At 68.3% G+C, this 22,757-nt stretch carries 22 protein-coding genes and 1 pseudogene; 17 read left to right on the forward strand and 6 right to left on the reverse strand.

Annotated features, from left to right (window positions below; translation table 11 throughout):
- Nucleotide 1: 1 nt before the first annotated feature.
- On the reverse strand, nucleotides 2-337 hold the full coding sequence (locus tag G6N48_RS24690; RefSeq protein ID WP_085270273.1) for a 2Fe-2S iron-sulfur cluster-binding protein: 336 nt from the start codon (nucleotides 335-337) through the stop codon (nucleotides 2-4).
- A 141-nt stretch (nucleotides 338-478) separates the two neighbouring features.
- Here G6N48_RS24690 and G6N48_RS24695 point away from each other — a divergent pair, with 141 nt between their 5' ends.
- The 4 genes from G6N48_RS24695 to G6N48_RS24710 are packed head-to-tail and all read left to right on the forward strand — an operon-like array spanning nucleotide 479 to nucleotide 4,642.
- Nucleotides 479-1,906, forward strand: coding sequence for a class I adenylate-forming enzyme family protein (locus G6N48_RS24695; protein ID WP_085270157.1), 1,428 nt, complete (start codon nucleotides 479-481; stop codon nucleotides 1,904-1,906).
- Nucleotides 1,884-2,789, forward strand: a complete 906-nt coding sequence (locus tag G6N48_RS24700) for an acyl-CoA dehydrogenase family protein (protein WP_085270274.1) — start codon at nucleotides 1,884-1,886, stop codon at nucleotides 2,787-2,789. The genes G6N48_RS24695 and G6N48_RS24700 overlap by 23 nt, the downstream gene beginning before the upstream one ends.
- Nucleotides 2,776-3,873, forward strand: a complete 1,098-nt coding sequence (locus tag G6N48_RS24705; protein WP_085270158.1) for an acyl-CoA dehydrogenase family protein — start codon at nucleotides 2,776-2,778, stop codon at nucleotides 3,871-3,873. Before G6N48_RS24700 ends, G6N48_RS24705 begins: the two co-directional genes overlap by 14 nt.
- Before the next feature lies 1 nt (nucleotide 3,874).
- On the forward strand, nucleotides 3,875-4,642 hold the full coding sequence (locus tag G6N48_RS24710) for an enoyl-CoA hydratase/isomerase family protein (protein WP_085270159.1): 768 nt from the start codon (nucleotides 3,875-3,877) through the stop codon (nucleotides 4,640-4,642).
- Nucleotides 4,643-4,674: 32 nt separating this feature from the next.
- Here the strand turns inward: G6N48_RS24710 and G6N48_RS24715 are convergent, their stop codons facing one another.
- A complete protein-coding gene (locus G6N48_RS24715; RefSeq protein WP_085270160.1) occupies nucleotides 4,675-5,538 on the reverse strand; it encodes a proline iminopeptidase-family hydrolase in 864 nt (287 codons plus the stop codon).
- 245 nt (nucleotides 5,539-5,783) lie between these two features.
- Between G6N48_RS24715 and G6N48_RS24720 the strand changes: the two are divergent.
- Both G6N48_RS24720 and G6N48_RS24725 read left to right on the forward strand, forming a co-directional pair.
- Nucleotides 5,784-5,936 (forward strand): annotated as a pseudogene (locus G6N48_RS24720) (acetyl-CoA C-acyltransferase); the annotation flags it as partial.
- 9 nt (nucleotides 5,937-5,945) lie between these two features.
- Complete coding sequence (locus G6N48_RS24725) at nucleotides 5,946-6,815, forward strand: ArgK/MeaB family GTPase (protein ID WP_085270161.1); 870 nt, start codon at nucleotides 5,946-5,948, stop codon at nucleotides 6,813-6,815.
- Nucleotides 6,816-6,822: 7 nt separating this feature from the next.
- On the opposite strand, the gene G6N48_RS24730 is transcribed toward G6N48_RS24725, so the two are convergent.
- Nucleotides 6,823-8,439, reverse strand: a complete 1,617-nt coding sequence (locus G6N48_RS24730; RefSeq protein WP_085270162.1) for an FAD-dependent oxidoreductase — start codon at nucleotides 8,437-8,439, stop codon at nucleotides 6,823-6,825.
- 14 nt (nucleotides 8,440-8,453) lie between these two features.
- Nucleotides 8,454-9,131 (reverse strand): IclR family transcriptional regulator, encoded by a 678-nt coding sequence (locus G6N48_RS24735; protein ID WP_085270163.1) that lies wholly within the window; start codon nucleotides 9,129-9,131, stop codon nucleotides 8,454-8,456.
- A 128-nt stretch (nucleotides 9,132-9,259) separates the two neighbouring features.
- Here G6N48_RS24735 and G6N48_RS24740 point away from each other — a divergent pair, with 128 nt between their 5' ends.
- The 8 genes from G6N48_RS24740 to G6N48_RS24775 are packed head-to-tail and all read left to right on the forward strand — an operon-like array spanning nucleotide 9,260 to nucleotide 18,381.
- Entirely contained in the window at nucleotides 9,260-10,123 is an 864-nt protein-coding gene (locus tag G6N48_RS24740; RefSeq protein WP_085270164.1) for an alpha/beta fold hydrolase, read from the forward strand.
- Nucleotides 10,123-11,826: a bifunctional 3-(3-hydroxy-phenyl)propionate/3-hydroxycinnamic acid hydroxylase gene (locus tag G6N48_RS24745; RefSeq protein WP_085270165.1), complete on the forward strand. Its 1,704-nt coding sequence runs from the start codon at nucleotides 10,123-10,125 to the stop codon at nucleotides 11,824-11,826. The genes G6N48_RS24740 and G6N48_RS24745 overlap by 1 nt, the downstream gene beginning before the upstream one ends.
- Nucleotides 11,774-12,691, forward strand: a complete 918-nt coding sequence (locus G6N48_RS24750) for a 3-carboxyethylcatechol 2,3-dioxygenase (RefSeq protein WP_232066697.1) — start codon at nucleotides 11,774-11,776, stop codon at nucleotides 12,689-12,691. The genes G6N48_RS24745 and G6N48_RS24750 overlap by 53 nt, the downstream gene beginning before the upstream one ends.
- Before the next feature lie 8 nt (nucleotides 12,692-12,699).
- On the forward strand, nucleotides 12,700-14,415 hold the full coding sequence (locus tag G6N48_RS24755; protein WP_085270277.1) for an FAD-binding protein: 1,716 nt from the start codon (nucleotides 12,700-12,702) through the stop codon (nucleotides 14,413-14,415).
- 3 nt (nucleotides 14,416-14,418) lie between these two features.
- A complete protein-coding gene (locus G6N48_RS24760; RefSeq protein ID WP_085270166.1) occupies nucleotides 14,419-15,717 on the forward strand; it encodes an LLM class flavin-dependent oxidoreductase in 1,299 nt (432 codons plus the stop codon).
- 22 nt (nucleotides 15,718-15,739) lie between these two features.
- On the forward strand, nucleotides 15,740-16,570 hold the full coding sequence (locus G6N48_RS24765; protein ID WP_085270167.1) for a coniferyl-alcohol dehydrogenase: 831 nt from the start codon (nucleotides 15,740-15,742) through the stop codon (nucleotides 16,568-16,570).
- On the forward strand, nucleotides 16,558-17,547 hold the full coding sequence (locus G6N48_RS24770) for a cyclase family protein (RefSeq protein WP_085270168.1): 990 nt from the start codon (nucleotides 16,558-16,560) through the stop codon (nucleotides 17,545-17,547). Before G6N48_RS24765 ends, G6N48_RS24770 begins: the two co-directional genes overlap by 13 nt.
- 12 nt (nucleotides 17,548-17,559) lie before the next feature.
- The gene (locus tag G6N48_RS24775; protein WP_085270169.1) at nucleotides 17,560-18,381 is read left to right on the forward strand and encodes an alpha/beta fold hydrolase; all 822 of its coding nucleotides are present in this window, start codon (nucleotides 17,560-17,562) and stop codon (nucleotides 18,379-18,381) included.
- 2 nt (nucleotides 18,382-18,383) lie between these two features.
- Here G6N48_RS24775 and G6N48_RS24780 read toward each other — a convergent pair whose 3' ends face one another.
- On the reverse strand, nucleotides 18,384-19,970 hold the full coding sequence (locus G6N48_RS24780) for a multicopper oxidase family protein (protein WP_085270170.1): 1,587 nt from the start codon (nucleotides 19,968-19,970) through the stop codon (nucleotides 18,384-18,386).
- A gap of 98 nt (nucleotides 19,971-20,068) precedes the next feature.
- The gene (locus tag G6N48_RS24785) at nucleotides 20,069-20,833 is read right to left on the reverse strand and encodes an SDR family oxidoreductase (protein ID WP_085270278.1); all 765 of its coding nucleotides are present in this window, start codon (nucleotides 20,831-20,833) and stop codon (nucleotides 20,069-20,071) included.
- Nucleotides 20,834-20,988: 155 nt separating this feature from the next.
- On the opposite strand from G6N48_RS24785, the gene G6N48_RS24790 reads away from it, so the two are divergent.
- From G6N48_RS24790 to G6N48_RS24800, 3 genes are all read left to right on the forward strand, one after another.
- Nucleotides 20,989-21,807 (forward strand): SDR family NAD(P)-dependent oxidoreductase, encoded by an 819-nt coding sequence (locus G6N48_RS24790; RefSeq protein ID WP_085270171.1) that lies wholly within the window; start codon nucleotides 20,989-20,991, stop codon nucleotides 21,805-21,807.
- A 77-nt stretch (nucleotides 21,808-21,884) separates the two neighbouring features.
- The gene (locus G6N48_RS24795) at nucleotides 21,885-22,550 is read left to right on the forward strand and encodes a TetR/AcrR family transcriptional regulator (protein ID WP_085270172.1); all 666 of its coding nucleotides are present in this window, start codon (nucleotides 21,885-21,887) and stop codon (nucleotides 22,548-22,550) included.
- 12 nt (nucleotides 22,551-22,562) lie between these two features.
- Entirely contained in the window at nucleotides 22,563-22,757 is a 195-nt protein-coding gene (locus G6N48_RS24800; RefSeq protein ID WP_085270173.1) for a ferredoxin, read from the forward strand.

Genomic DNA, 22,757 nt, shown 5'->3' on the forward strand with positions numbered 1-22,757 from the left:
GCTACTCGTAGCGCAGCGTGATCGAATCCGTATCGGGCACGCCCTGGCACGTCAGAATGTAGCCCTCGGCCACCTCGTCGTCCTCGAGAGCGTCGTTGACGCGCATCGTCGCGTGGCCCTGTTCGAGCTTGGCCATGCACGTGCCGCAGTTGCCGGCCTCGCAGCTGAACGGCGGCTCCAGCCCGGCCCGCCGCGCGCTCTCCAGCAGCGTCTCGCCGGGAACCATCGGCACCGTCACCTTCTTGCGGTCGAGATGGATCGTCACCGTTCCTGCCCCGGCGCCGTTAGACGGTTCACTCACCCGCGCGGTCTCCTCGATGGTCCGGGTGACCGTCACGATGACCGCCCCCGCAAAAGTTGTCCGTACTTGCATTCTTCACTATAGAGAATACTATTCTCACCGAGCGATAGGATCTTCTCAATATCCTCTCAAGCCGAAAGTCCGGGACAACCCGGCGCTGTCGGGGAAGGACGGGACGTGGCCGAGGCGTCGGCGCTCGAGTTCGAAGAGCGGCGATTCAGCCTGCCTGAGCTCGACGGGCTCACCGGCCGGTGGGCGGCAACCCTGCGGCGCGCGGGTGTCGGCCCAGGGCAACGGGTAGCGGTCATGTCGTCGAATCGCCCGGAGTTCGTCGCCGCCGTGCTCGCGCTCTGGTGGCTGGGCGCGACGGCGGTGCTCATCAGTCCTGCATGGCGGCGGCACGAGGTCGATCATGCGCTGGCGCTGACCGCACCGGCGCACGCCGTGGGCGACCACCCCGTTTTGGCGGGACTGATGCCGATGGTGCATCTGGACGAGCCGGGCGCGTCCGGCGAACCGGTGTCGGGGTCCCCTTTGCGGGAGGGCGACGCGGTGCTGGTCTTCAGCTCGGGGACCACCGGACTGCCCAAGGCGGTGCGGCACACCCACGCGACGCTGGACGAGGCCGTGCGGTGCTGGCGCCGGGCGTTGCGGCTGACCCGGCGCGACCGTATCCAGATCGCCACCCCGCCCTCGCACATTCTCGGGTTGCTCAACGTCCTCACCGCGTTGCGGACCGGCGCCTGGATGCGGCTGCACCCGCGCTTCGACATCGACCGAATGCTGCACTGCATCGAAAAGGACCGCATCACAATAGAAATGGCGGTCGCACCCATCGCCATGGCGATGGCCTCGCACCCGGCGCTCGAGACGTATGACCTGTCCTCGTTGCGTTTCATCATGTGGGGAGCGACACCGGTCAGCGCGCACGTCGCCGAGACGGTGACCCGCCGCACCGGCGTCGGGTGGGTGCCCGCCTACGGGACTACGGAACTACCCGTCATCGCGTGCAATCCGCTCAACGGCGCCCGGCTGGACTCGATCGGTCGGCCCGCGCCGGGCGTGCGGGTGCGGGTGGTGGCGCCGGAGACGGGTGAGCCGGTGCCCCCGGGCGAGGCCGGTGAGATCCAGGCGCGGTCCGCGGCGCTGATGGCCGGTTACCTGCCGGCCGAGGCGACCGCCGAGGTGATGCGTGACGGCTGGTACCGCACCGGCGACGTCGGCCTGCTCGACCGCGACGGCTGGCTGCGCATCACCGATCGCCTCAAAGAGATGATCAAGGTGCGTGGGTTTCAGGTTGCGCCCGCCGAGATCGAAACCGTGCTGCACGCTCATCCGGCCGTCAAGGACTGCGCGGTGTTCGGCGTTCCCGACGGCGCCAACGGGGAAGCCGTCGTCGCCGCGGTCGCGGTGTGCGCGGCCGGCGACACTGCCCCCGACCAGGCTGCCGTCGCCGCCGAGCTCAGCGCACGGGTCGACGAAAACCTGGCCTCCTACAAGCATCTGAGCCGCGTCGTGTTCGTCCCCGACATTCCCCGCCTGCCCTCGGGCAAGGTGCTGCGCCGAGTCCTCAAGGAGCAATATGGATGTACGTCTGAGCGCTGAACAGCAGCAACTCCGTGACGCCGCGGCCAAGCTGGCCGACGACCTCGGTCCCGGGACGGTGCAGGACCTCGAAGACCAGAGGCGAATCACGCGCCTGGACAAGCAGATCGCGATGGCCGGCTGGCGCTCGCTGCGCTCCGACGAGGCATCGGGCGTCGAGGTGGCCATCGTCGCAGAGGAATTCGGGCGCAGGCTCATCGACGCGCCGTTCCTCGGTCCGGTGCTGGCCGACGACCTGGCCCGCCGCGTCGGCGCCGAGGGCGCCGCGGCGACGGTCGCGATCGACGACAGGGTCATCGATGCGCGAGGCGCCCGGCGCGCGCTGTTCCTCTCCGGCGGCTCGGTGTTCGAGGCCGACGTGCAGGTTGTGCCCGACGGTGCGGATCTGACTCGTGCCGACGCGAAGATCGTGGGATCTCCGGTGGCGGTGGGTGATGTTTCCCCCGGCGCGGCCGCGCAGTGGTATGCGCTCGCGCTGGTGGCCACGACGGGTGACCTGGTGGGAATCGCCCGGGGCGTGCACGCCATCGCCTGCGACTATGCCAAAATCCGCGCACAGTATGGCAAGCAGATCGGGTCTTACCAGGCCGTCGCCCACATGCTCGCCGAAAGCCTTGCGCTGATCGAAGGTTCGATCAGCGTGTCGCGGCACGCGGCGTGGGCGGTCGACGAGCTGGCAGCGCCCGAGGCCATTCGCGCCGCCCAGATCGCGAAGGTCTACTGCGCGCGCACCGCCCGAACGGTCTGCGAGACGGCCATCCAGGTCCATGGCGGAATCGGCAACACCTGGGATTGCCTGGCGCATGTGTACCTGCGCCGAGCGCTGACATCGGCCGAGCTGTGGTCCGTCGACCTGAAGGAGATCGACCTTGGACTTTCGTGACTCAGCCGACGAAGCCGCCTTCCGGGAGCGCCTGCGATCCTGGCTGTCGGTACACGCGAAGGAGTTCTCCGGATCCGGCGACGAGTATTGGGCCCGCCAGGCGCAGTGGCATCAGGCGCTGTACCAGGAGGGCTTCTTCGGGCTGTCCTTCCCGAAGGAGTACGGCGGCTCCGAACTGCCGCCGGTCTACGACGTCATCGTCGACGAAGAACTGGCCCGGGCCGGTGCGCCGCCGCGGCCCAGCGTCGGTTACCTCGTCTACGGCATCGGCAGGCATGCGAACGACGAAGTGCGGCAACGCTTCCTGCCGGGCATCATCAACGGCACCGAACGGTGGTGCCAGGGCTTCAGCGAGCCCGGCGCCGGGTCGGACCTGGCGTCGCTGACCACCACGGCGCGCCTGGAAGGCGACACGTACCTGGTGAACGGACACAAGATCTGGACCAGCTACTCCGACGTCGCCGACTGGTGTCTGCTGCTGGCGCGAACCGACCCCGGGGCAAAACGGCACCGCGGCCTGTCGGCGTTCGTGCTGGAGATGAAACAGCCTGGCGTTCAACAGCGCCCGCTGCGCATGATCAACGGCGTCACCAACGAATTCGGGCAGGTCTTCTTCGACGACGCTAAGATTCCCGCCGGCCGGATGGTCGGCGCCCCCGGCGACGGGTGGGCGGTCGCCATGACGGTCGTCGGACACGAGCGCGAACCGTCGACGCTCGGCTACGCGGCCCGCTACGGCAAGCTCGTGCGAAGCCTCTACGCCCGTAACAGCGACTCCGCAGGTCCGGTGTCCGAGGAGCTCGCATGGGCGGCGGTCCAGTCGGAGATGCTGACACACCACGTGCGCCGGCGGCTGTCCGAACAGCTCGACGGGGTGTCGCACGGTCCCGAAGGATCGCTCGACAAACTGCTGATGACGTGGGTCGAACAGTCCGTCGGGCACGCCGTGCTGGCGGTGACCGGGACCCGGGATCCAGACCTGCTCAGCGCCTATCTGTACAGCCGCGCCCAGAGCGTCATGGGTGGGACATCGCAGATCCAGAAGAACATCATCGCCTCACGCATCTTGGGATTGGGAGTCTGACGTGTACGACATGCCTGACGAAATCGACGTCCGCGCCGACGGCCCGCTGCGGATCATCACCCTCAACCGGCCGGAGTCGCTCAACTCGGTCAACGACAACCTGCACGTGGGGCTGGCCCGCCTGTGGCAGCGGCTGACCGACGACGCGACGGCCCGCGCAGCGGTGATCACCGGTGCGGGCCGGGCATTCTCGGCCGGCGGCGACTTCTCCTATCTCAAAGAGTTGTCGGCCGATGCCGACCTGCGTGCCAAGACCATCCGGGACGGGCGCGAGATCGTCCTGGGCATGGCGCGGTGCCGAATTCCCGTGGTGGCCGCGGTCAACGGTCCGGCCGTCGGTTTGGGCTGCAGCCTGGTCGCGCTGAGCGACATCGTCTACATGGCCGAATCGGCTTACCTGGCGGACCCGCACGTGCAGGTCGGTCTGGTGGCCGCCGACGGGGGGCCGCTGACCTGGCCGTTGCACATCAGCCTGCTGCTGGCCAAGGAATTCGCGCTGACCGGAACGCGCATCAGCTCCGCGCGGGCCGCCGAACTCGGCCTGGCCAATCATGTGGTGGACGATCCCGTTGCCGAGGCGATCGCCTGTGCCAAAAAGATTTTGGAGCTGCCGCAGCAGGCGGTCGAGAGCACCAAGCGGGTGCTCAACATCCACCTCGAACGCGCCGTGCTCGCCAGCCTGGACTACGCGCTGTCCGCCGAGAGCCAGTCGTTTGTGACCGAGGACTTCCGCACGATCGTCACCAAGTTGGCCGCCGGCAAGAACTGAGGTGCGCGCGGCTTGGTCACGTCCGCGTGCGATCAGTCGTTAGCCCGCAGGAAGTCGCGCATCACCGCGTCGAATTTGGCCGGCTCCTCGATGAAGGGCATGTGCGCGCTGGACTCGAACAGCTCGAACCGGGAGCCCCTGATCCGGAGATGCATTTCACGCATGTGTTCGGGCACGCATTCGTCGAACCTGCCGGCGAGCACCAGCGTGGGCAACGTTATCTCGCTCAGCCGGTCGAACACGTCCCAGTGCCGGATGGTTCCGACGATGTGGAAGTCGCTGGGGCCGAACATCGTCTCGAAGATCTCGTTGCCCATGCTCGCGAACGCTTCCACCAGGTCTCGGGGCCAGGGACGCACGCGGCACAGATATGTCTCGTTCCACGTCCGGATCGCCGCCTGGTATTCCGCCGATCGGGTGGTGCCGGCGGCTTCGTGACGGTCGATCGCGGCTTGAGTCGCCGGGTCCAAATCCGCTTTCAGCCGGGCCACCATCTGCGCGAACTCCGGGATGGACGCGATGCTGTTGGAGATGACCAGGCTGGCGGCGCCGGGCGCCGCGTCGAGGGCATACTGCTGCGCCAGCATCCCGCCCCACGAGTTGCCGAAAAGGTGAAATCGGTTCAGGCCCAGCCCATCCACCACGGCAGCCATCTCGGCTACCGAGCGTTGTATCGTCCACAGCGAGCGGTCGCCGGGGCGCTCGGAGTTCCCGCATCCGAGTTGGTCCCAGAAGACGACCTCGCGCTCGTCGGCCAGACGCTCCAGCGAGCGTAGGTAAACGTGCGGCAACCCCGGGCCCCCGTGAACGACGAGCAACGGAAGTCCGTGCCCGCCGCCGACCCGTTTGAACCACACCTTCCCGCCCGGGACCGCGATCGAACCCTGAGTCGTCACAGCCGTGCCTCCCAGCGATCTTGTGCCGTTTCGAGGGTGTCACACGGAAGTCCCGGCCGCGCGCCGCGTGGCGCAGAACCGGCCGCCTTGCAACTGACACTCTCATCCTGAGAGAATAGTGTTCTCTTGAAATGCGCGGTGGGCGTCCGAGCCGCGCGACGCACTCGCCGAACCGGAGAAGCCCCGTGCCCGAAGCCGTCATCGTGTCCGCCCTGCGCGCCCCCATCGGCACCGCCCGCAAGGGAACGCTGGGCCATCCGGTGGCCGCGACGGGGGCAAGGATGCTGGTCACACTGGTGCACGAGTTGCGGCGCCGGGGCGGCGGGATCGGCGTTGCGGCCATGTGCACGGGCGGCGGGATGGGATCCGCCACGGTCATCGAGGTCGCGGCTCCCTAACATGCAGAGATGATCATCGCCGATCTGATCGCCGGTGCGCGCAACGGCTCCCAGCGCGCCGCGGGTCGGCTGTTGAGCCTTATCGAGGGCGAGCGGCGCGACGAGGTGCTCGCCGGCATCGAAGCCGTCCCGGTGCGCGTCATCGGCGTCACCGGGCCGCCGGGCGCGGGCAAGTCGACCACGATCGCCGCGCTGGTCGCGGCCTATCGCGAGCGCGGGTGCCGTGTCGCCGTGCTCGCCGTCGACCCGTCGTCGCCGTTCAGTGGCGGCGCGCTGCTGGGCGACCGGATCCGAATGTCGGCCCACATCAACGACTCCGACGTGCTGATCCGGTCAGTGGCGACCCGCGGTCATCTCGGGGGCCTGGCCGTCGCGGTTCCCGCGGCCATCCGGGTGCTGGGGGCCATCGGGTACCAGGTGATCCTGCTGGAAACGGTGGGGGTGGGTCAGTCGGAAATCGAAATCGCGGCAGTCGCGGACCCGACGATCGTGATCCTCAATCCCGGCGCGGGCGACGCGGTGCAGGCCGCGAAGGCCGGCGTGCTGGAAGTCGCCGACATCGTGGTGGTCAACAAGGCCGATCGCGACGGCGCCGACCAGACGGCGCGGGACCTGCGGGCCGAGACCAGCGCCCCGATCGTCATGCTCGTCGCCGCGCGGGCCGAGGGCATCGCCGACCTGGTGACCGTCATTGACGAACACCACCGTACCGACAGCCGGGCACGGCGGGTGGCCCGCGCGCGGGCGCAGATCCTGTCGCTCGCACAGACCCGGCTGCGCGCAAGGCCTGACCTCGACCGGCTGGCCGAGGCGGTCGTCGACGGCGACGACGACCCCTACAAGGCGGTGGAGCGCCTGTTGTCCCGTGACGCTGATTAGGTTTGCGTTATTTGAGGTCGACGGATTTGCCCGTGGCCGCCGCATAGCCCGCGCGGTACCCGAAAACCATTGCCGGGCCGATGGTTCCGCCCGCACCACCGTAGGCACGTCCCGTCGGGCCGCCCATCGCGTTGCCCGCGGCGAACAGGCCCGGTATGGGCTCGCCGTCGACGCGCAGGACCCGGCCGTCATGGTCGGTGCGCGGTCCGCCCTTGGTACCCATGGATCCGATGCAGACCGGCACGGCGTAGTAGGGCGCCGTGTCGATCGGGCCCAGCGTCTTGCCGGCCAGGGTGGTCGCGCTGTCGTCGCCCCAGTAGCCGTCGTACGCGCTGGATCCGCGCCCGAAATCGGGATCCGCGCCTGCGGCTACGTTCCGGTTCCACTGGTCGACGGTGCGGGTCAGGCCCCCGGCGTCGATGCCGGTCTTGGCGGCCAGTTCCGCGAGGTCCGCCGACTCACAGAACCAGTCCGGGACCTGCTGCCCGGGCGCGATGCCCAGGAATCCGTAGCGTTGCAGGTGAACTGAATCGAACACGATCCATCCTCGATCGTTGACGTAGCCGCCCCGCGGGTCGAGGTAGTGGAAGGCGCCGGCCATCGAGTTGTAATCGCAGGCCTCGTTGACGAAGCGGCGACCCGCCGAGTTGACGATGATGCTCCGCGGCCGCGTCCGTTCCAGGCGCACACTGCGGCTGCGCGGCCGCCCTTCGATGGTGTCGCCGGGGATCTGCACGATCGGCACCCACCAGGCCTCGCCCATGTTCGCCAGGTCGGCGCCCTGTGCCATCGCCATGCGCAGCCCGTCGCCGGTGTTGTTGGGCGGCGACACGGCACCGTGCATCGGGCCGCGCAGGAAGGCTTGGGCCAGAACCGGATCCCACTCGAAGCCGCCGGTGGCCAGGATCACGCCGTGCCGGGCGCGCACCCGCAGCGTCCGCTCGGTGAGTGCGATTCGGACTCCGGTGATCTCGCCGCCTTCGGCGATGAGTTGATCGGCGCGTGCATTGGTGTGGGGCGCGACTCCCGCATCCAGCAATCCCTTGAGAAGCCCGGCGATCAGCGCGGTGCCGGCGACGCACAGGTGGCTGGTCTTCTGGTCGATCGCCGCGTGCAGGCGTGCCCTGGTCTCGGCGTCGAAGCCCACGTTGGACCAGTCGGCCGGGAAGGCGGTGATCCGGGTCGCCCACTCGCCCAGAGCGGTCAGGTCGAACGGGACGGGGCTCTGCGACCGGCCGCCGCCCGGCTGTCCGCCCGGCAGTTCCGGTTGATAGTCGGGGAAGCCGGTCGCGATCTCGAAACGCAGGCCGCTGTGCGCCTCGACGAAGTCGAGCATCGCCGGGCCGGTGCGCACGAACGTCTCGACCAGCGCGTCGTCCATCGAACCGTAGGACTGCGCGCGCAGATACCGCAACGCGTCGGCGAGCGTCAATTCCCCGTCGGGAGAACGGTTGTGGGCGGGGATCCACGCGATGCCGCCCGACACCGCGGTGGTCCCGCCGACGGTCGCGCTCTTCTCGAAGACCTCCACCTCCGCCCCCGCGACGGCGGCGGTGAGCGCGGCGGTGAGGCCGGCGCCACCACTGCCCAGCACGACGACATCGACTTCCTGGTCCCAGGCCATGGGCTGTTATCCCTTCAACTCAACAGGGCGGACAACTGCTGCGCGGCCTTGACCACCGCGTCCTTGCCGCGCATCACGACGTCTTCCCGGTGGGAGATGAGGTTGATGCAGGTGGGCGGCGACGGCGCCGGGCGGCGGACCGCGACGGCCAGCCCGTAGGTGTTCGGTTCGATCTCCCCGTAGGTCGTCACCCAACCACGCTCGCGGGTGCGTGCCACCAGATCGCGTTCCCCCGGGCGCGGGGGCATGCTCGCCAGCAGGGCGATTCCGGCCGCGCCGCGGTTCAGCGGATACCGGCTGCCCTCGTGAAAGGAGAGTTGGTAGGCGACGTGGCTGGGCACGATGACAGCCACCGCCACCTGCTGGTCGCCCTCGGCGACGAGCAGCGACACGGTGATCCCGAGCTCGTCGGCCAGCGCGCGCAATGTCGGCAGGCTGAGTTGGCGCACGTTGCGGTCGAAGGACGCGCCGAGCACGGCGAGGCCTGCCGCCGGCCGGTATCGGCCGTCCTCACCCTTGGCCACCAGACGGAACTCCGCGAGCGTGGACAGCAGCCGGTAGGCGATCGTGCGGTGCACGCCGACTTTGTCGGCAAGCTGAGCGACGGTGAGCCCGCTGCGGGAATCCGCCACCATTTGCAGCGCGGTCAGCCCCCTGGCCAGGGTCTGCGAACCTGTCCCCGTACCCGTCACAGCCTTGACAGACCTTCGGGCGAGAGCGAAGCTCTATATATAACGCACACCACTGTGCGATATTAGCACACCAAGTAGGCCCAAAACGAGAACATCATTTCCGGCGAGGCCGGAGCCAGAGAGGGACCGTGGCGGAGTTCGAAAGCATATGGAGCGACCTGCAGGGCGTGGCGTTTTCGCAGGGCTACCTCGATGCCGGGGGAGTGCGGACCCGCTACCTGCGCGCCGGCGACCCGGGCAAGCCGGTGCTGATGTTCCTGCACGGGTCCGGCGGCCACGCTGAGGCCTACGTGCGCAATCTCGCCGCGCACGCGGACCACTTCTGGACGTGGTCGATCGACATGCTGGGACACGGCTACACCGACAAGCCGGGTCATCCGCTGGAGGTCGGTCACTACGTCGAGCACCTGATGGCGGTGCTGGGAACCATCGGCGTGGAACGCGCGTGCGTCAGCGGCGAATCACTGGGGGGATGGGTGGCGGCCCGCGCCGCGGTCGACCATCCGGACGTGGTCGAGCGGCTGGTCCTCAACACCGCCGGCGGCTCACAGGCCGATCCCGTTGTGATGCAACGAATTATCACGCTATCCATGGCTGCCGCCGAGGATCCGGCGTGGGAAACCGTGCAGGCGAGGATCAAATGGCTGATGGCCGACAAGTCCAAGGACTACGACGACCTCGTCGCCAGCCGTCAACGCGTCTACCGCCAACCGGGATTCGCCAACGCCATGCGCGACATCATGGCGTTGCAGGATCCCGAGATCCGGGCGCGCAACATCCTCGGTCCGGCCGAATACGGTGCGATCACCGCGCCGACGCTGGTGTTGTGGACCAGTGACGACCCGACCGCCGATGTGACCGAGGGCCGTCGGATGGCGTCGATGATCCCGGGTGCCCGCTTCGAGGTGATGTCCGGCTGCGGCCACTGGCCGCAGTACGAAGACGCCAAGACCTTCAATCGCCTCCACCTCGACTTCCTGTTGGGGCGGTGATGGTCGGCGTGGGGCACGACGTGGATTTCGACGTCTGCGTCATCGGCGCGGGTCCGGTTGGCCTGACTCTGGCCAATATCCTTGGCCTGCAGGATGTCCGGACGCTGGTTGTCGACGAGCGGGACAGCCTCATCGACTACCCGCGCGGCGTCGGCCTCGACGACGAGGCGCTGCGCACCTTCCAGTCCATCGGGCTGGTCGACCGCGTCCTGCCGCACACCGTGCCCAACCAGATTCTGCGATTCGTCGACGGCAGGCGCCGCTTGCTGGCCGAAATGGCCCCTCCCGACGCGTGTTTCGGGTGGCCGAAGCGCAACGGGTTCGTGCAGCCCCTCGTCGATGCCGAGCTGCTCGCCGGGCTGGACAGGTTCGCGCACGTCGAGGTGCGCTGGGGGCGCCCGATGACGGGGTGCCGGTCGAACGCCGACGCGGTGACGGTCGAGTTGGGTGGCGACGGGGACGCGTCGGCCGTGCGCGCTTCCTACGTCGTCGGTTGTGACGGGGGTCGCAGCACCACCCGGCGCATGATGGGCGTGTCCTTCGACGGGACGACCTCGTCGACGCGCTGGCTGGTGGTCGACGTCGCCAACGATCCGCTCGGCCACCCGAACAGCGAGGTCGGTGCGGACCCCGAGCGCCCGTACGCCTCGATCTCGATCGCGCACGGAATCCGCCGTTTCGAGTTCATGATTCACGCGAACGAAACCGACGAGCAGGCCGAGGATCCGGAGTTCCTGACGCGCATGCTGGCGCGCATGGTTCCGCACCCCGACCGGGTCGACGTGATCCGGCGGCGGGTGTATACGCATCACTCGCGGATCGCCGGAGCGTTCCGCAGCGGTCGGCTGCTGCTGGCGGGGGACGCTGCCCACCTGATGCCGGTATGGCAGGGGCAGGGATACAACAGCGGCATCCGGGATGCGGCCAACCTGGGCTGGAAGCTTGCGGCGGTGGTCAACGGCCAGGCCGGCGATGAGTTGCTGGACACCTACGACATCGAGCGCCGCAAGCACGCGCGCGCCATGATCGACCTGTCCACCATGGTCGGTCGCGTCATCTCGCCGACGAACCGCCGGGTGGCCGGCGCGCGCGACCTGCTCGTGCGCTCGGCGTCGATCGTGCCATCGCTCAAGAAGTACGTGCTCGAGATGCGGTTCAAGCCGATGCCGCGCTACGACCAGGGGGCGGTGGTGCGCTCCGGGCCGGGCCTGGCCGCGTCGACGGTGGGTACGCTGTTCATCCAGCCCCGGGTCGATACCCGCTCCGTGGAGAATGTGCTGCTCGACGACGTCCTGGGCGATTGGTTCGCGGTGTTGTGCTGGAACAACAACCCGCGCAAGATCCTCGGCGACGCCGCGTTCGAGAGCTGGAAGGCGCTGGGCGCCCGGTTCGCCGCCCTCCGCCCGGTGACGCAGCTGCGCTGGACCGGGCACGACGACCCCGACGTCGTGGTGGTCGGCGATCGCGGCGGTGACCTGAAGTCCTGGTTCGACACCCATCAGGAATCGGTGCTGTTCCTGCGCCCGGACCGGTGCATCGCGGGTGCCTGCATCGCGCAGCGAGCGCCGGAACTGAGCAGGGCGCTCCTCGATGCACTCGCCCTGCGGCCGGGAGGAGGTGATCGACGAAGTGACACTGGCTCTATGTTGTATGTCGCACAGCCCGCTCCTGAATCTTCCGGGGCCGTCGCGGGACCTGCTTGACGACATCGAAGGCGCGATCGCCCAGGCGCGGCTCTTCGTCGAGGATTACGACCCCGACCTGGTCGTCATCTTCTCTCCGGATCACTACAACGGGTTCTTCTACAGGGTGATGCCGCCGTTCTGTATCGGGTTGAGCGCCAGTGGCGTCGGCGACTACGGCACCCATGCCGGTCCGTTGGACGTTCCGAAAGACCTTGCGGCCGACTGTGCGGACGCGATCCTGGACGCGGGGGTCGACGTCGCGGTGTCGGCGAGCATGGAGGTGGATCACGGCACCGTCCAGCCCCTGGAGAAGCTTTTCGGCGACGCCACCTCGCGCCCGGTCATACCGATTTTCGTCAACGCCGTCGGTGTGCCGCTGGGGCCGTTGCGCCGCTGCCGGGCGCTGGGAGGCGCGGTCGGCCGGCACCTGGCCCACCTGGACAAGCGGGTGCTGCTGGTGGGATCCGGTGGGCTCTCACACAGTCCGCCGCTGCCCGCGCTGGCGACCGCCCCGCCGGCGGTGCTCGAGCGGATCGTGCACGGCCGGCCGATGACGACCGAGCAACGGCAGGCGCGCCAGGCGGCCGTGATCGAGGCGGCCCGCAGCTTCGCCGCGGGCGAGAGCGGACTGCAACCGCTCAACCCGGCGTGGGACCACCACTTCCTGGAGATCCTCGACCGTGGGTCGCTGGACGAGCTCGACCGGTGGTCGAACTCGTTCGTCATCCACGAGGGCGGCGGCTCGGCGCAGGAAATCCGCACGTGGATAGCGGCTTTCGGTGCGCTGGATGCCGCGGGCAGCTACCGGACCACCGTTCGATATTACAAGCCGGCCGCCGAATTGATCGCCGGTTTCGCGATCAGAACGGCGGTCCTGACGTGAGCGCGGCGATCGACGGCTTCGACCGGGTCGTCGACGTGCTCGTCGTCGGCTCGGGCGGCGGGGGCATGACGGCCGCACTCACCGCGCACGCCGACGGGCTCGACACGCTGGTCGTCGAAAAGTCCTCCCATTTCGGTGGTTCCACCGCCTTGTCGGGCGGGGGCATCTGGGTGCCCGGCGCGCCGCCACAGCGCAGGCAGGGGTATGCGCCCTCGCCCGAGGGCGTTGTCGACTATCTGCGCCGCATCACCGACGGGCTCGTCAGCGAGGCGCGGCTGCGGCAGTACGTGGAGTCCGGGCCACGGATGCTCGCATTCCTCGAACAGCTCTCCAGCTGGTGTGAATTCGTCTGGAAGCCGGGCTACGCAGACTATTACCCGGAATTGCCCGGCGGCTCGGAGCTCGGCAGCACCATCAACGTGCCACCCATCGACCTGCGCAAGCTGGGCCCCGACGAGCAGACGCTACTGCAGCCGTTGGCACTGGCCCCGAAGGGAATCTGGCTGGGCCCCAAGGAACTACGCACCTTCTACCGGATCAGGCAGTCCTGGGCGGGCAAGGGCGTGCTGCTCAAGCTCGTTTCGCGGATGGTCAGGGCCCGGGTGTTCGGCGAGCGGATGGCGGCCATCGGACAGTCCCTGGCGGCCCGGCTCAGGCTGGCCATGAGGGAACGCGGCATTCCGTTGTGGCTGAACTCGCCGATGGTCGAGTTGCTCACCGGCGCCGATGGATCGGTGACCGGCGCGTTGGTGGAAAAGGACGGCACCCGGATTCGACTCGGCGCGCGGCTTGCAGTGGTCCTCGCGTCGGGCGGCTTCGACCACGATCTCGCCCGGCGCAAAGAGGTGTTGCCGGTGTTGGAGCAGGATTGGAGCTTCGGCAATCCAGCGTCCATGGGCGACGGCATACGAGCTGCCGAAAAGATCGGCGCCGCCACGGAACTCCTCGACGAGGCGTGGTGGTTCCCGGCGATCCAATGGCCGGACGGCCGGATGCAATTCATGCTCAACGAGCGGATGATGCCGGCGCAGTTCATCGTCAACGGCGAGGGCAGGCGCTTCATCAACGAAGCGGCGCCGTACATGGACTTCGGTCACGCGATGATCGAGGGGCAGAAGTCGGGGGTCACCCACATCCCGTGCTGGCTGATCACCGACCACCGATCGTGGATGCGCTACGTCGTCGGGGGGCACCTGCCGATACCCAAGATCCCGTTCGCGCCGGTGCCCACCGGTCGCAAGATCCCGCCCGCATGGCTGGAATCGGGCGTCGTCAAGGCGGCGAGCACCTGGGACGAGATGGCGACCAAGATCGGCGTGCCGGCGGACCGGCTGCGCGAAACCGCCCGCCGATTCAACGAGCTCGCCCGCTCGGGTCACGACGACGACTTCCACCGGGGCGACAGTGTGTACGACAACTACTACGGTGATCCGACGCTGCCCAACCCGAACCTGTATCCGTTGGGCGACCCGCCGTACTACGCGTTCCGGATCGTTCTCGGGGACCTTGGAACGTCCGGCGGCCTGAGTGTCGACGAGCACGCCCGCGTGTTGCGGGCCGACGGCTCGGCGGTGCGGGGCCTCTACGCGGTGGGCAACACCTCCGCGCCGGTCATGGGCCGCAGCTATGCCGGCGCCGGGGCGACCATCGGCCCGGCCATGACCTTCGGCTTCGTCGCCGCCAAACACATTGCACAGCAGGACCTTGACTCTCACAGGAGGTAATGGATGAAGATATCGCTGTTCTACGAATTCGCACTGCCACGACCCTGGGCTCCCGACGACGAGCGGGTCATGCTGCAGGACTGTCTCGACGAGGTCGAGGCCGCCGACAAGGCGGGCTTCTCCACCGTGTGGCTCACCGAGCACCACTTCCTCGAGGAGTACTGCCATTCCACCGCTCCGGAGATCTTCCTGGCCGCCGCCAGTCAGCGGACCAAGAACATCCGGCTGGGATTCGGCATCATGCATCTGCTGCCCGCGGTGAACCATCCCGCCCGGGTCGCCGAACGCGTCGCGACAATCGACCTGCTCTCCAACGGGCGGGTCGAGTTCGGCACCGGTGAAGGCTCCTCGGTCGGCGAACTCGGCGGGTTCGACGTCGACCCCGCCGACAAGCGCGCGCAGTGGGAGGAGTCCCTAGAGGTCGCCATTCGGTGCATGATCGAGGAGCCGTTCACCGGCTTCAAAGGTGAGCAGATCCAGATGCCGCCCCGTAACGTGATACCCAAGCCCGTACAGAAGCCGCATCCCCCGGTCTGGGTCGCCTGCACCCGCCCGGCGAGCGTACAGATGGCGGCCCAAAAATGCATCGGCGCACTGAGCTTCGCCTACACCGGGCCCGGACCGCTCACCGAGCGGGTCAACGGCTACTACAAGGAGTTCGAGGAGAGCGGTGTGCCCGTCACCCCGCAGATCAACCCGAACATCCTGGCCATCGGAGGTGACCTGTCGATGATGGTCGCCAAAACCGAGGAACAGGCGCTGCAACGGCTCGGGCAGGGCGGTGGATTCTTCTCGTTCGGGATCATGCACTACTACCTGACCGGGATGCACACCCCGGGGCGGACCGGGGTGTGGAAGCGGTACCTCGAAGAGGTCGAGAAAGACCCCACGCTGGCCTACGGTCCCGGGCGGGGCGCGATCGGAACCCCCGCCATGGTGCGGGAATTCCTGCGCGGCTACGAGGAGAGCGGCGTCGACGAGATCATCCTGCTGCTCAACCCGCGCAGCCACGAGGGCACCATGGAGTCCATCGAGCTGATGGGCAAAGAGGTGCTGCCGGAGTTCATCGAGCGCGACGCGAAGGCGGTGGCCGAGAAGGCAAAGCGGTTGGAGCCCGTCGTCGAGAAGGTCGAGTCGCGCCGGACGGCCTCGGCCGCACCGCAATTCGACGAGACTTACGCGTTCGGCGGGCTGCCCACCGGCCGCGACAAGTTCACCGCCAGCGAGATCCCCGAAGCCATGGCGGAGATCAACGAGGGCCGCGTCCAGGCGGCGCAGCGCGCCAAGGAGCAACGCCAGTGACTTCCCGGCACGGGGCACACCGTTGGGAGTGATCGACGAACTGTGGCGCTACGACGGCCGCCGTGCGGTGGTGACGGGTTGTGCCTCGGGCATCGGCGAGCACGTGGTGCGCCAGCTCGCCGAACTCGGGGCTGACGTCGTCGGGCTCGACAAGCGCCGGCCATCCCTGCCGCTCAGCGAGTTTCACGAGGTCGACCTGTCCGATGAAGGGTCCATCGACACCGCGGTGGCGTCCGTCGGCGGCCTCGTTGATGCACTCTTCAACGTCGCCGGTGTGTCCTCGGGCATCGGCGACCCGCCGCTGGTGGTCACGATCAACTTCCTGGGCCTGCGCCATCTCACCGAGGCGCTGATTCCGAAGATGGGCGACGGGTCGGCCATCGTGAGCGTGTCGTCGCTGGCGGCGGCCTCTTACCGAGACCACCTCGGGTCGGTGGCCCCGCTGCTCAACACCGAGACCATGCGGCAGGGAATCGATTGGTGCCGCAGCCATCCCGACGAGCTGACCGGGGGCGGGTACCGATTGTCCAAGGAAGCGATCATCCTGTACACCATGCGAAGCGCAACGGCACTCGGCGCGCGGGGCATCCGCATCAACTGCACGGGCCCCGGCGTCACCGAGACCCCGATCCTCGATCAGCTGCGGACCGCCTATGGCCAAGGCTTTCTCGACGACATCCCCAAGCCGCTGGGAAGGGTCGCCGACCCCGCAGAGCAGGCCGCGGTGCTGCTCTTCCTGAACAGCCGTGCGGCCAGCTACATTTCGGGTCAGGTGGTGTGGGTCGACGGCGGCAACATCGGCGCCGCGGTGGCCCGCGAGCTCGAGGAAGGTCACGCCCCGTGGCCGGCGTAGCCGACTTCCGGCGGGTCGCACGCGAGGTCTCCAACTGGGGGCGCTGGGGCAGCGACGACGAGATCGGCACCCTCAACTTCATCACCGCGGAGAAGGTCGCGCAGGCGGCCGGCCTCGTCCGGCACGGCAAGGTCTTTCCGCTCGGCGTGGACTTCGGCTCGTCGGGTCCGCAGGGCGCCTTCGGATTTCGGCACAACCCGATACACGTGATGACGGTGGACGGCGGTGACGCCGCCACGCTGGCCCAGTACGGGCCCGGCTGGGACCGTAACCCGACGGCGGCGCAGATGGGCCCGTACTTCGTCGACAATTTGTTCCGCTTCAACGACGACATGGTCATCATGCCGTTGCAGGCCGCCACCCAATGGGACGCGCTGTCGCACGTGTACTACGACGATCTCCTCTATAACGGCTTCGCGGCCGGTTCGGTGACCAGCCTGGGTGCCTTTCACTGCGGCATCGAGAAGGTCGACGGCAAGGGCATCACCTCACGGGGGGTGCTGCTCGACGTCGTCCGCCATCGCGGCGCCGAGGTCTTCCTGGAGCACGGGACGCCGATCACGCCGCAGGAATTGGACGACGTCGCCCGCGCGCAGGGTGTCACGGTCGGGCGCGGTGACATCGTGCTGATCCGCACCGGCTGGTGGGCCCGATATCTGATGACCGGCAAGAAGACCGAGCCCTACTCCGGGCTGGACTGGCAATGCGCGCCCTGGCTGCACGACCACGAGGTCGCCGCGGTGGCCTCCGACAACCTCCAGGTCGAGGACCCGGTGTCCGGCGTCGACGGGGTGTTTTTGCCGTTGCACCTGCTGTGCCTGCGCGACATGGGGTTGATCTTCGGTGAGTACTGGGACCTGACCGCCCTCGCGCAGGATTGCGCCAACGACGGCGTCTACGAGTTCCAGCTCGTCGCGCCGCCGCTGAGATTCGTCGGGGCAGTGGGGTCACCGGTGAATCCGATCGCGATCAAGTAGAGAAGGCGGTCGATGGAATTTCATCGCAAGACCATGCCGGTCGACGGGCTGACCACCAGCTATCTGGAAGCGGGTGAGGGCGATGCGGTGGTCCTGCTGCACGGCGGCGAGTTCGGCGCCAGTGCCGAACTCGGCTGGGAACGCACCATCGCCGCGCTGGCCGAGCGATACCGCGTGCTTGCCCCCGACCAACTCGGATTCGGGCAGTCGGCCAAGGTCATCGACTTCGTCGACGGCCGCGGGATGCGGATTCGCCACATCGCCCGCTTCTGCGAGGCACTCGGTATCGGCTCCGCCCATTTCGTCGGCAACTCGATGGGCGCGATCAACCTGTTCACCGACGCCACCGCCGACGTACCACGGTGGCCCGTCCGCAGCCTGGTGGCCATCTGCGGCGGCGGCGAGATCCAGCAGAACCAGCATTTCGAGGCGCTGCAGACCTACGACGCCACGTTGCCGGCGATGCGGCGCATCGTCGAGGCGCTGTTTCACGACCCCGGCTATCCCGCCGACGACGACTACGTGCGGCGCCGCTACGAGTCGAGCGTCGCGCCCGGCGCGTGGGAAGCGGTGGCGGCGGCCCGCTTTCGTCGGCCGGGCGCCACGCCGTCATCCACCCCGTCCGCCGCGCGGCCTTACGAGCGCATTCGGGTGCCCGCGCTGGTCGTCGAGGGCGGCGACGACAAGCTCCTTCCGCCGGGCTGGGCCCGTCAGGTCGCGAAGCAGATCACGGGCGCCCGCTCGGAGGTGGTGGCAGGGGCCGGTCACTGTCCGCAGATCGAACAGTCCGGTGCGGTCAACGAATTGCTGCTCGATTTCTTCGCGACCGTTTGACCTCAGAAGAGATATTCCAGCCGAGTCTGCATCCCGGCGACCTGGTGGTAGGTGTTGTGACAGTGCAGCTGCCACAGGCCGGGGTTGTCGGCGACGAGCACGGCGCTGAGCCGGCTGTTGGGAAGCACCATCACCGTGTCCTTGCGGGCACCGGGAGCGCCGTCGGCGTTGATCAGCTGAAAGGTGTGACCGTGCAGGTGAATCGGGTGATACATCATCGTGGTGTTGTCGAAGATGATGGTGGGCCGCTGGCCTTGTCGCACCTGCAGCGGCTTGGTGGTGGGGTACGGTTCGCCGTTGATCGTCCAGTTGTATTGCGACATGTCACCACCCAGGACCACCGGTAGGCGCAGGTCGGGGTCCGGCCGCCCCAGGTTCTCGGGCGTTGTCGCGGTGAACATGTCGGCGGTGCCCACCCGTTGGTTCAGTTCGTCCGGTTGGAGCTGCGGGTCGGGGAGGCCGCCGGCCCCGGTCACCAGCAGCGCACGCGCCAGCGCGTTCTTCCCTTCCGCCAGGGCGACCAGCGGGAAGACGCCGTCGGCGGCGGTCACCATGACGTCGTAGCGCTCGGCCATCCCGATGAGCAACGCGTCGACCTCCCTGGGCAACACGGGGTGTCCGTCGGTGTGGGTGACCGTCATCGAATGGCCGGCCAGCGCGACGCGAAAGGCGGTGTCCGAACCGGTGTTGATGAGCCGGACCTTGATCCGTTGGCCCGGCCTGGCGCCAAAGGTTGTGGGGGCTGCGGGAATTCGGCCGTTGATCAGATAGTAGGGATAGGGGATGTCCCCGGCGTCGCCGTGCAGCAGATCGCTCGTGCCGACGCCACCGGTTGTCCCGGCCATCTCGGTGATCGGTGTTGCCGGGGCCGTCGGGGGTCCCGTCCGGGCTCCGGGTTTGGCCGGGGGTCCCGACGTGGCGCTTCGGGGTAGCGAGGAATCGCTCGGGCTGACCAGTTCGGCGTACAACTCTTGGGGGTTCTTGCCGACGCCGTCTGTCCAATCGTCGAGAACGACAATCCATTCGGCGTCGTAGTCGTCCTCGATCGGACTGTCGACGATCACGGGGAGGTAGAGGCCGGTGTCTTCGTCCAGGCCGGTGTGCGGGTGGCCCCAGTAGGTGCCCGCGTTCGGGACGGAGAACCGGTAGGTGAAGTTCCGGCCGGCTTCGATGTCCGGGGTGGCGGGCTGGGCGCCGTCCATGTCGTTGCGCAGCGCGATGCCGTGCCAGTGGACCGACGTGGGGTGGTCGAGGCGGTTGGAGACGTCGACGACGAGTTCGTCGCCGACACCGGCCCGGATGAGCGGCCCGGGGATGGTGTCGCCGTAGGCCAGGGTGCGCACCACCGGCCCGCCCAAGTCGATCTCGACCGGTTGAGCGGTCAGTTTCACCGACACCGTGCGCCCACTGTGCGGACGGGTCGCCTCGGCCGCCGCGATCGCCGCGGCCATCCGGGAGCTGGCTGAGTTTCCGGAATCGGGTCGGCCGCACCCGGCCAGCGCCAGTCCGCCCGCGATGCCGGCGGCCAAGAACTCGCGCCGGCCGAGCCCTCCGCCGGAGGGGAAAGCGCTCGCGGGCTGAACAGGCATCCATGCTCCTCGTCTGTAGCCCCCGGCGCTCTATACCGTGCTAGGCCGTCAGCCGAAGCGCAACCGCTGGCAGACCCGCCGCCTCGCCCCGCGTCGCGCTACGCGCCGCCGGGCGCCCGGCGGGCCAGCCAATCGCCGAATCGGGTGGCGTAGAGCGTCGCGTCCTCGCCGTCGAGCGGGACGATGCTGCGCTCGTCGATCGTCGCCCCGAAGTAGCGGGCCGCAGCGTCGGTCACCACCTGGCGCGGATCACCGGAGGCCGCAAGGTAGGTCCGGATGAAATCGTCCATACCCGCCTTTTCGGGGCCGGCGATGTTGACGATCCCGTTGCGCGGCTCGCCGATTGCCGCACGGGTCACGGCCGTCGCGACGTCGCCGGCGGCGATGGGCTGGAATGCCCCGTGCGGCAGCCGGACCGTGTCGCCTTCGGTTGCCGAGTCGGCTATGGCGCCGATGAACTCGAAGAACTGGGTCGCCCGCACGATGGAGTACGGCGCTCCCGACTCCTCGATCAGCTTCTCCTGGGCCACCTTGGCCCGCATGTAGCCGCTCTCCTGGGCGCGGTCGGCGCCCACGATCGAGAGCGCGACATGATGCTTTACGCCGGCCGCACGCTCGGCGGCAAGAAGATTCCTGGTCGAGGCCGTGAAGAAGTGCAGCACGGGTTCATCGTCGAAGGACGGCGAGTTGGACACATCGACCACCGTGTGCACGCCCGTCACTGCCTCGGCGAGGCCGTCGCCGGTGACGGTGTCGACACCCGAGCGCGGCGATGCCGGGACGGCCTCGTGGCCCAGGTCGGCGAGGTTCGCGACGACTTGTGAGCCGATCAGTCCGCTGCCGCCGACGACCAGAATCTTCATGACCACGGCCCTCCCGGGGTTGCGGTGGGTGGTGAGCTCAGCATCGCACCCGGGTGCGCACGGATGAAGACCGAAGAGCAAGGCAGGGTGGCCCACCCGTCCGCCCTTAAATCAATTGCTTGACTTAATCCTCGTCGCCCCGATTAACTCGTCGGGTGGTCAACGAATTGGACGGCAAGGTCGCCATCGTCACCGGTGGCGCCTCCGGCATCGGCCGCGGCCTGGTCGAGCGGTTCGTGGCCGAGGGCGCACGAGTCGTCATCGCCGACGTCGAATCCGGCCGGGGTGAGGCGCTGGCGACCTCGCTCGGCGCCCGTGCGCTGTTTCGGCAGACCGACGTGTCGGACCCCGAACAGGTCGGGGCGCTGGTGGCCGCGGCGGTGCACGAATTCGGCGGCCTGCACGTCATGGTGAACAACGCGGGGATTTCGAGCCCGCTGCGCAAACTGCTCGACGACGACCTGGCCGATTTCCATCGCGTGATGGGCGTCAATGTGCTGGGCGTGATGGCGGGTACCCGGGACGCCGCGCGGCACATGGCCGAACATGGCGGTGGCTCGATCATCAACATCACCTCGATCGGCGGCATCCAGGCCGGCGGCGGCGTGATGATCTATCGCGCGTCCAAAGCGGCCGTCATCCAGTTCACTAAGGCCGCGGCAATCGAGTTGGCGTACCACGAGATCCGGGTCAACGCGATTGCCCCGGGCAACATCCCCACCCCGATCCTGGGCAAGTCGGCGGCCGGTATGGACCCCGAACAGCTCGAGCAGTTCGAGGCGAGGATCCGCGAAACGATGCGGGAGGACCGGCCGCTGAAGCGCGAAGGCACGCCCGAGGACGTCGCCGAGGCGGCCCTGTATTTCGCGGGCGAGCGGTCGCGTTACGTCACCGGAACGGTGTTGCCGGTCGACGGAGGGACGGTGGCGGGCAAGGCGATCCGCCGGCGGAGCCGGTCGCACACGCCCGAGTGAGGCCCGCCGGCGAGCGCCGCCCGTCCGATTTAAATCAATCGCTTGACTTAATATCGCGTCCGCGGTTGACTGTCGGAGTGACCACTGCCGGCCGCGCCGTCCGCACCGAACGGGCCAGCTCCACCCAGGAGGCGATCCTGGTGGCGGCCGAGCGGCTCTATGCCGAGCACGGCATGTTCGCGGTATCGAACCGTCAGGTCAGCGAGGCCGCGGGGCAGGGCAACAACGCCGCCGTCGGGTACCACTTCGGCACCAAGGCAGACCTGGTGCGCGCCATCGAATACAAACACCGCGGGCCCGTCGAACGCCTGCGCGACGAGATGGTGGCCGACCTCAGGCGATCGGAGGGGTCCGCCGATCTGCGGGATTGGGTGGGCTGCCTGGTTCGGCCGCTCACCGAGCACCTGGCCGAGTTGGGCAACCCGACCTGGTACGCGCGCTTCGCCGCGCAGGCGATGACGGATCCCGCCTACTACCACATCGTCGTCAAGGGCGCACTGAGCTCGCCGTCGCTGGTCCAGGTCGTCGAGGGCATCAACCGCTGCCTGCCGGACCTGCCGGCCGAAGTGCACTTCGACCGCAACATCATGGCGCGCAACCTGCTGATGCACACCTGCGCGGACCGCGAACGCGCGCTCGCCGCGGGCGCCGCCCCACCCCACCGGTCATGGCGCGCGGCCGCATCCGGCCTCATCGACGCGATCGTGGGCCTGTGGCTGGCACCCGTGACACCGTACGAGTGAAGGCTTGAGCAGATGAAAGTGACTGTCGATCAGGACGTTTGCGCTTCGTCCGGGAACTGCGTGATGAACGCCCCCGAGGTGTTCGACCAGCGCGACGACGACGGCGTCGTCGTGTTGCTCGCCCCCAATCCGACGGCCGAGCAGACCGACGACGCGCGCCGGGCGGCCGCGGCGTGTCCCGCGCTGGCCATCCACATCGAGGAATGA

It is taken from the genome of Mycobacterium parmense (genome assembly GCF_010730575.1).
GTDB classification, from domain to species: domain Bacteria; phylum Actinomycetota; class Actinomycetes; order Mycobacteriales; family Mycobacteriaceae; genus Mycobacterium; species Mycobacterium parmense.

What these genes read in the sequence shown, in the direction of transcription:
- G6N48_RS24750 (WP_232066697.1), top strand. Translation starts at nt 11,774, where the DNA reads ATGTCGCACAGCCCGCTCCTGAATCTTCCGGGGCCGTCGCGGGACCTG.
- G6N48_RS24745 (WP_085270165.1), top strand. Translation starts at nt 10,123, where the DNA reads ATGGTCGGCGTGGGGCACGACGTGGATTTCGACGTCTGCGTCATCGGC.
- G6N48_RS24730 (WP_085270162.1), bottom strand. Translation starts at nt 8,439, where the DNA reads ATGGCCTGGGACCAGGAAGTCGATGTCGTCGTGCTGGGCAGTGGTGGC.
- G6N48_RS24775 (WP_085270169.1), top strand. Translation starts at nt 17,560, where the DNA reads ATGGAATTTCATCGCAAGACCATGCCGGTCGACGGGCTGACCACCAGC.
- G6N48_RS24725 (WP_085270161.1), top strand. Translation starts at nt 5,946, where the DNA reads ATGATCATCGCCGATCTGATCGCCGGTGCGCGCAACGGCTCCCAGCGC.
- G6N48_RS24700 (WP_085270274.1), top strand. Translation starts at nt 1,884, where the DNA reads ATGGATGTACGTCTGAGCGCTGAACAGCAGCAACTCCGTGACGCCGCG.
- G6N48_RS24800 (WP_085270173.1), top strand. Translation starts at nt 22,563, where the DNA reads ATGAAAGTGACTGTCGATCAGGACGTTTGCGCTTCGTCCGGGAACTGC.
- G6N48_RS24760 (WP_085270166.1), top strand. Translation starts at nt 14,419, where the DNA reads ATGAAGATATCGCTGTTCTACGAATTCGCACTGCCACGACCCTGGGCT.
- G6N48_RS24785 (WP_085270278.1), bottom strand. Translation starts at nt 20,833, where the DNA reads ATGAAGATTCTGGTCGTCGGCGGCAGCGGACTGATCGGCTCACAAGTC.
- G6N48_RS24780 (WP_085270170.1), bottom strand. Translation starts at nt 19,970, where the DNA reads ATGCCTGTTCAGCCCGCGAGCGCTTTCCCCTCCGGCGGAGGGCTCGGC.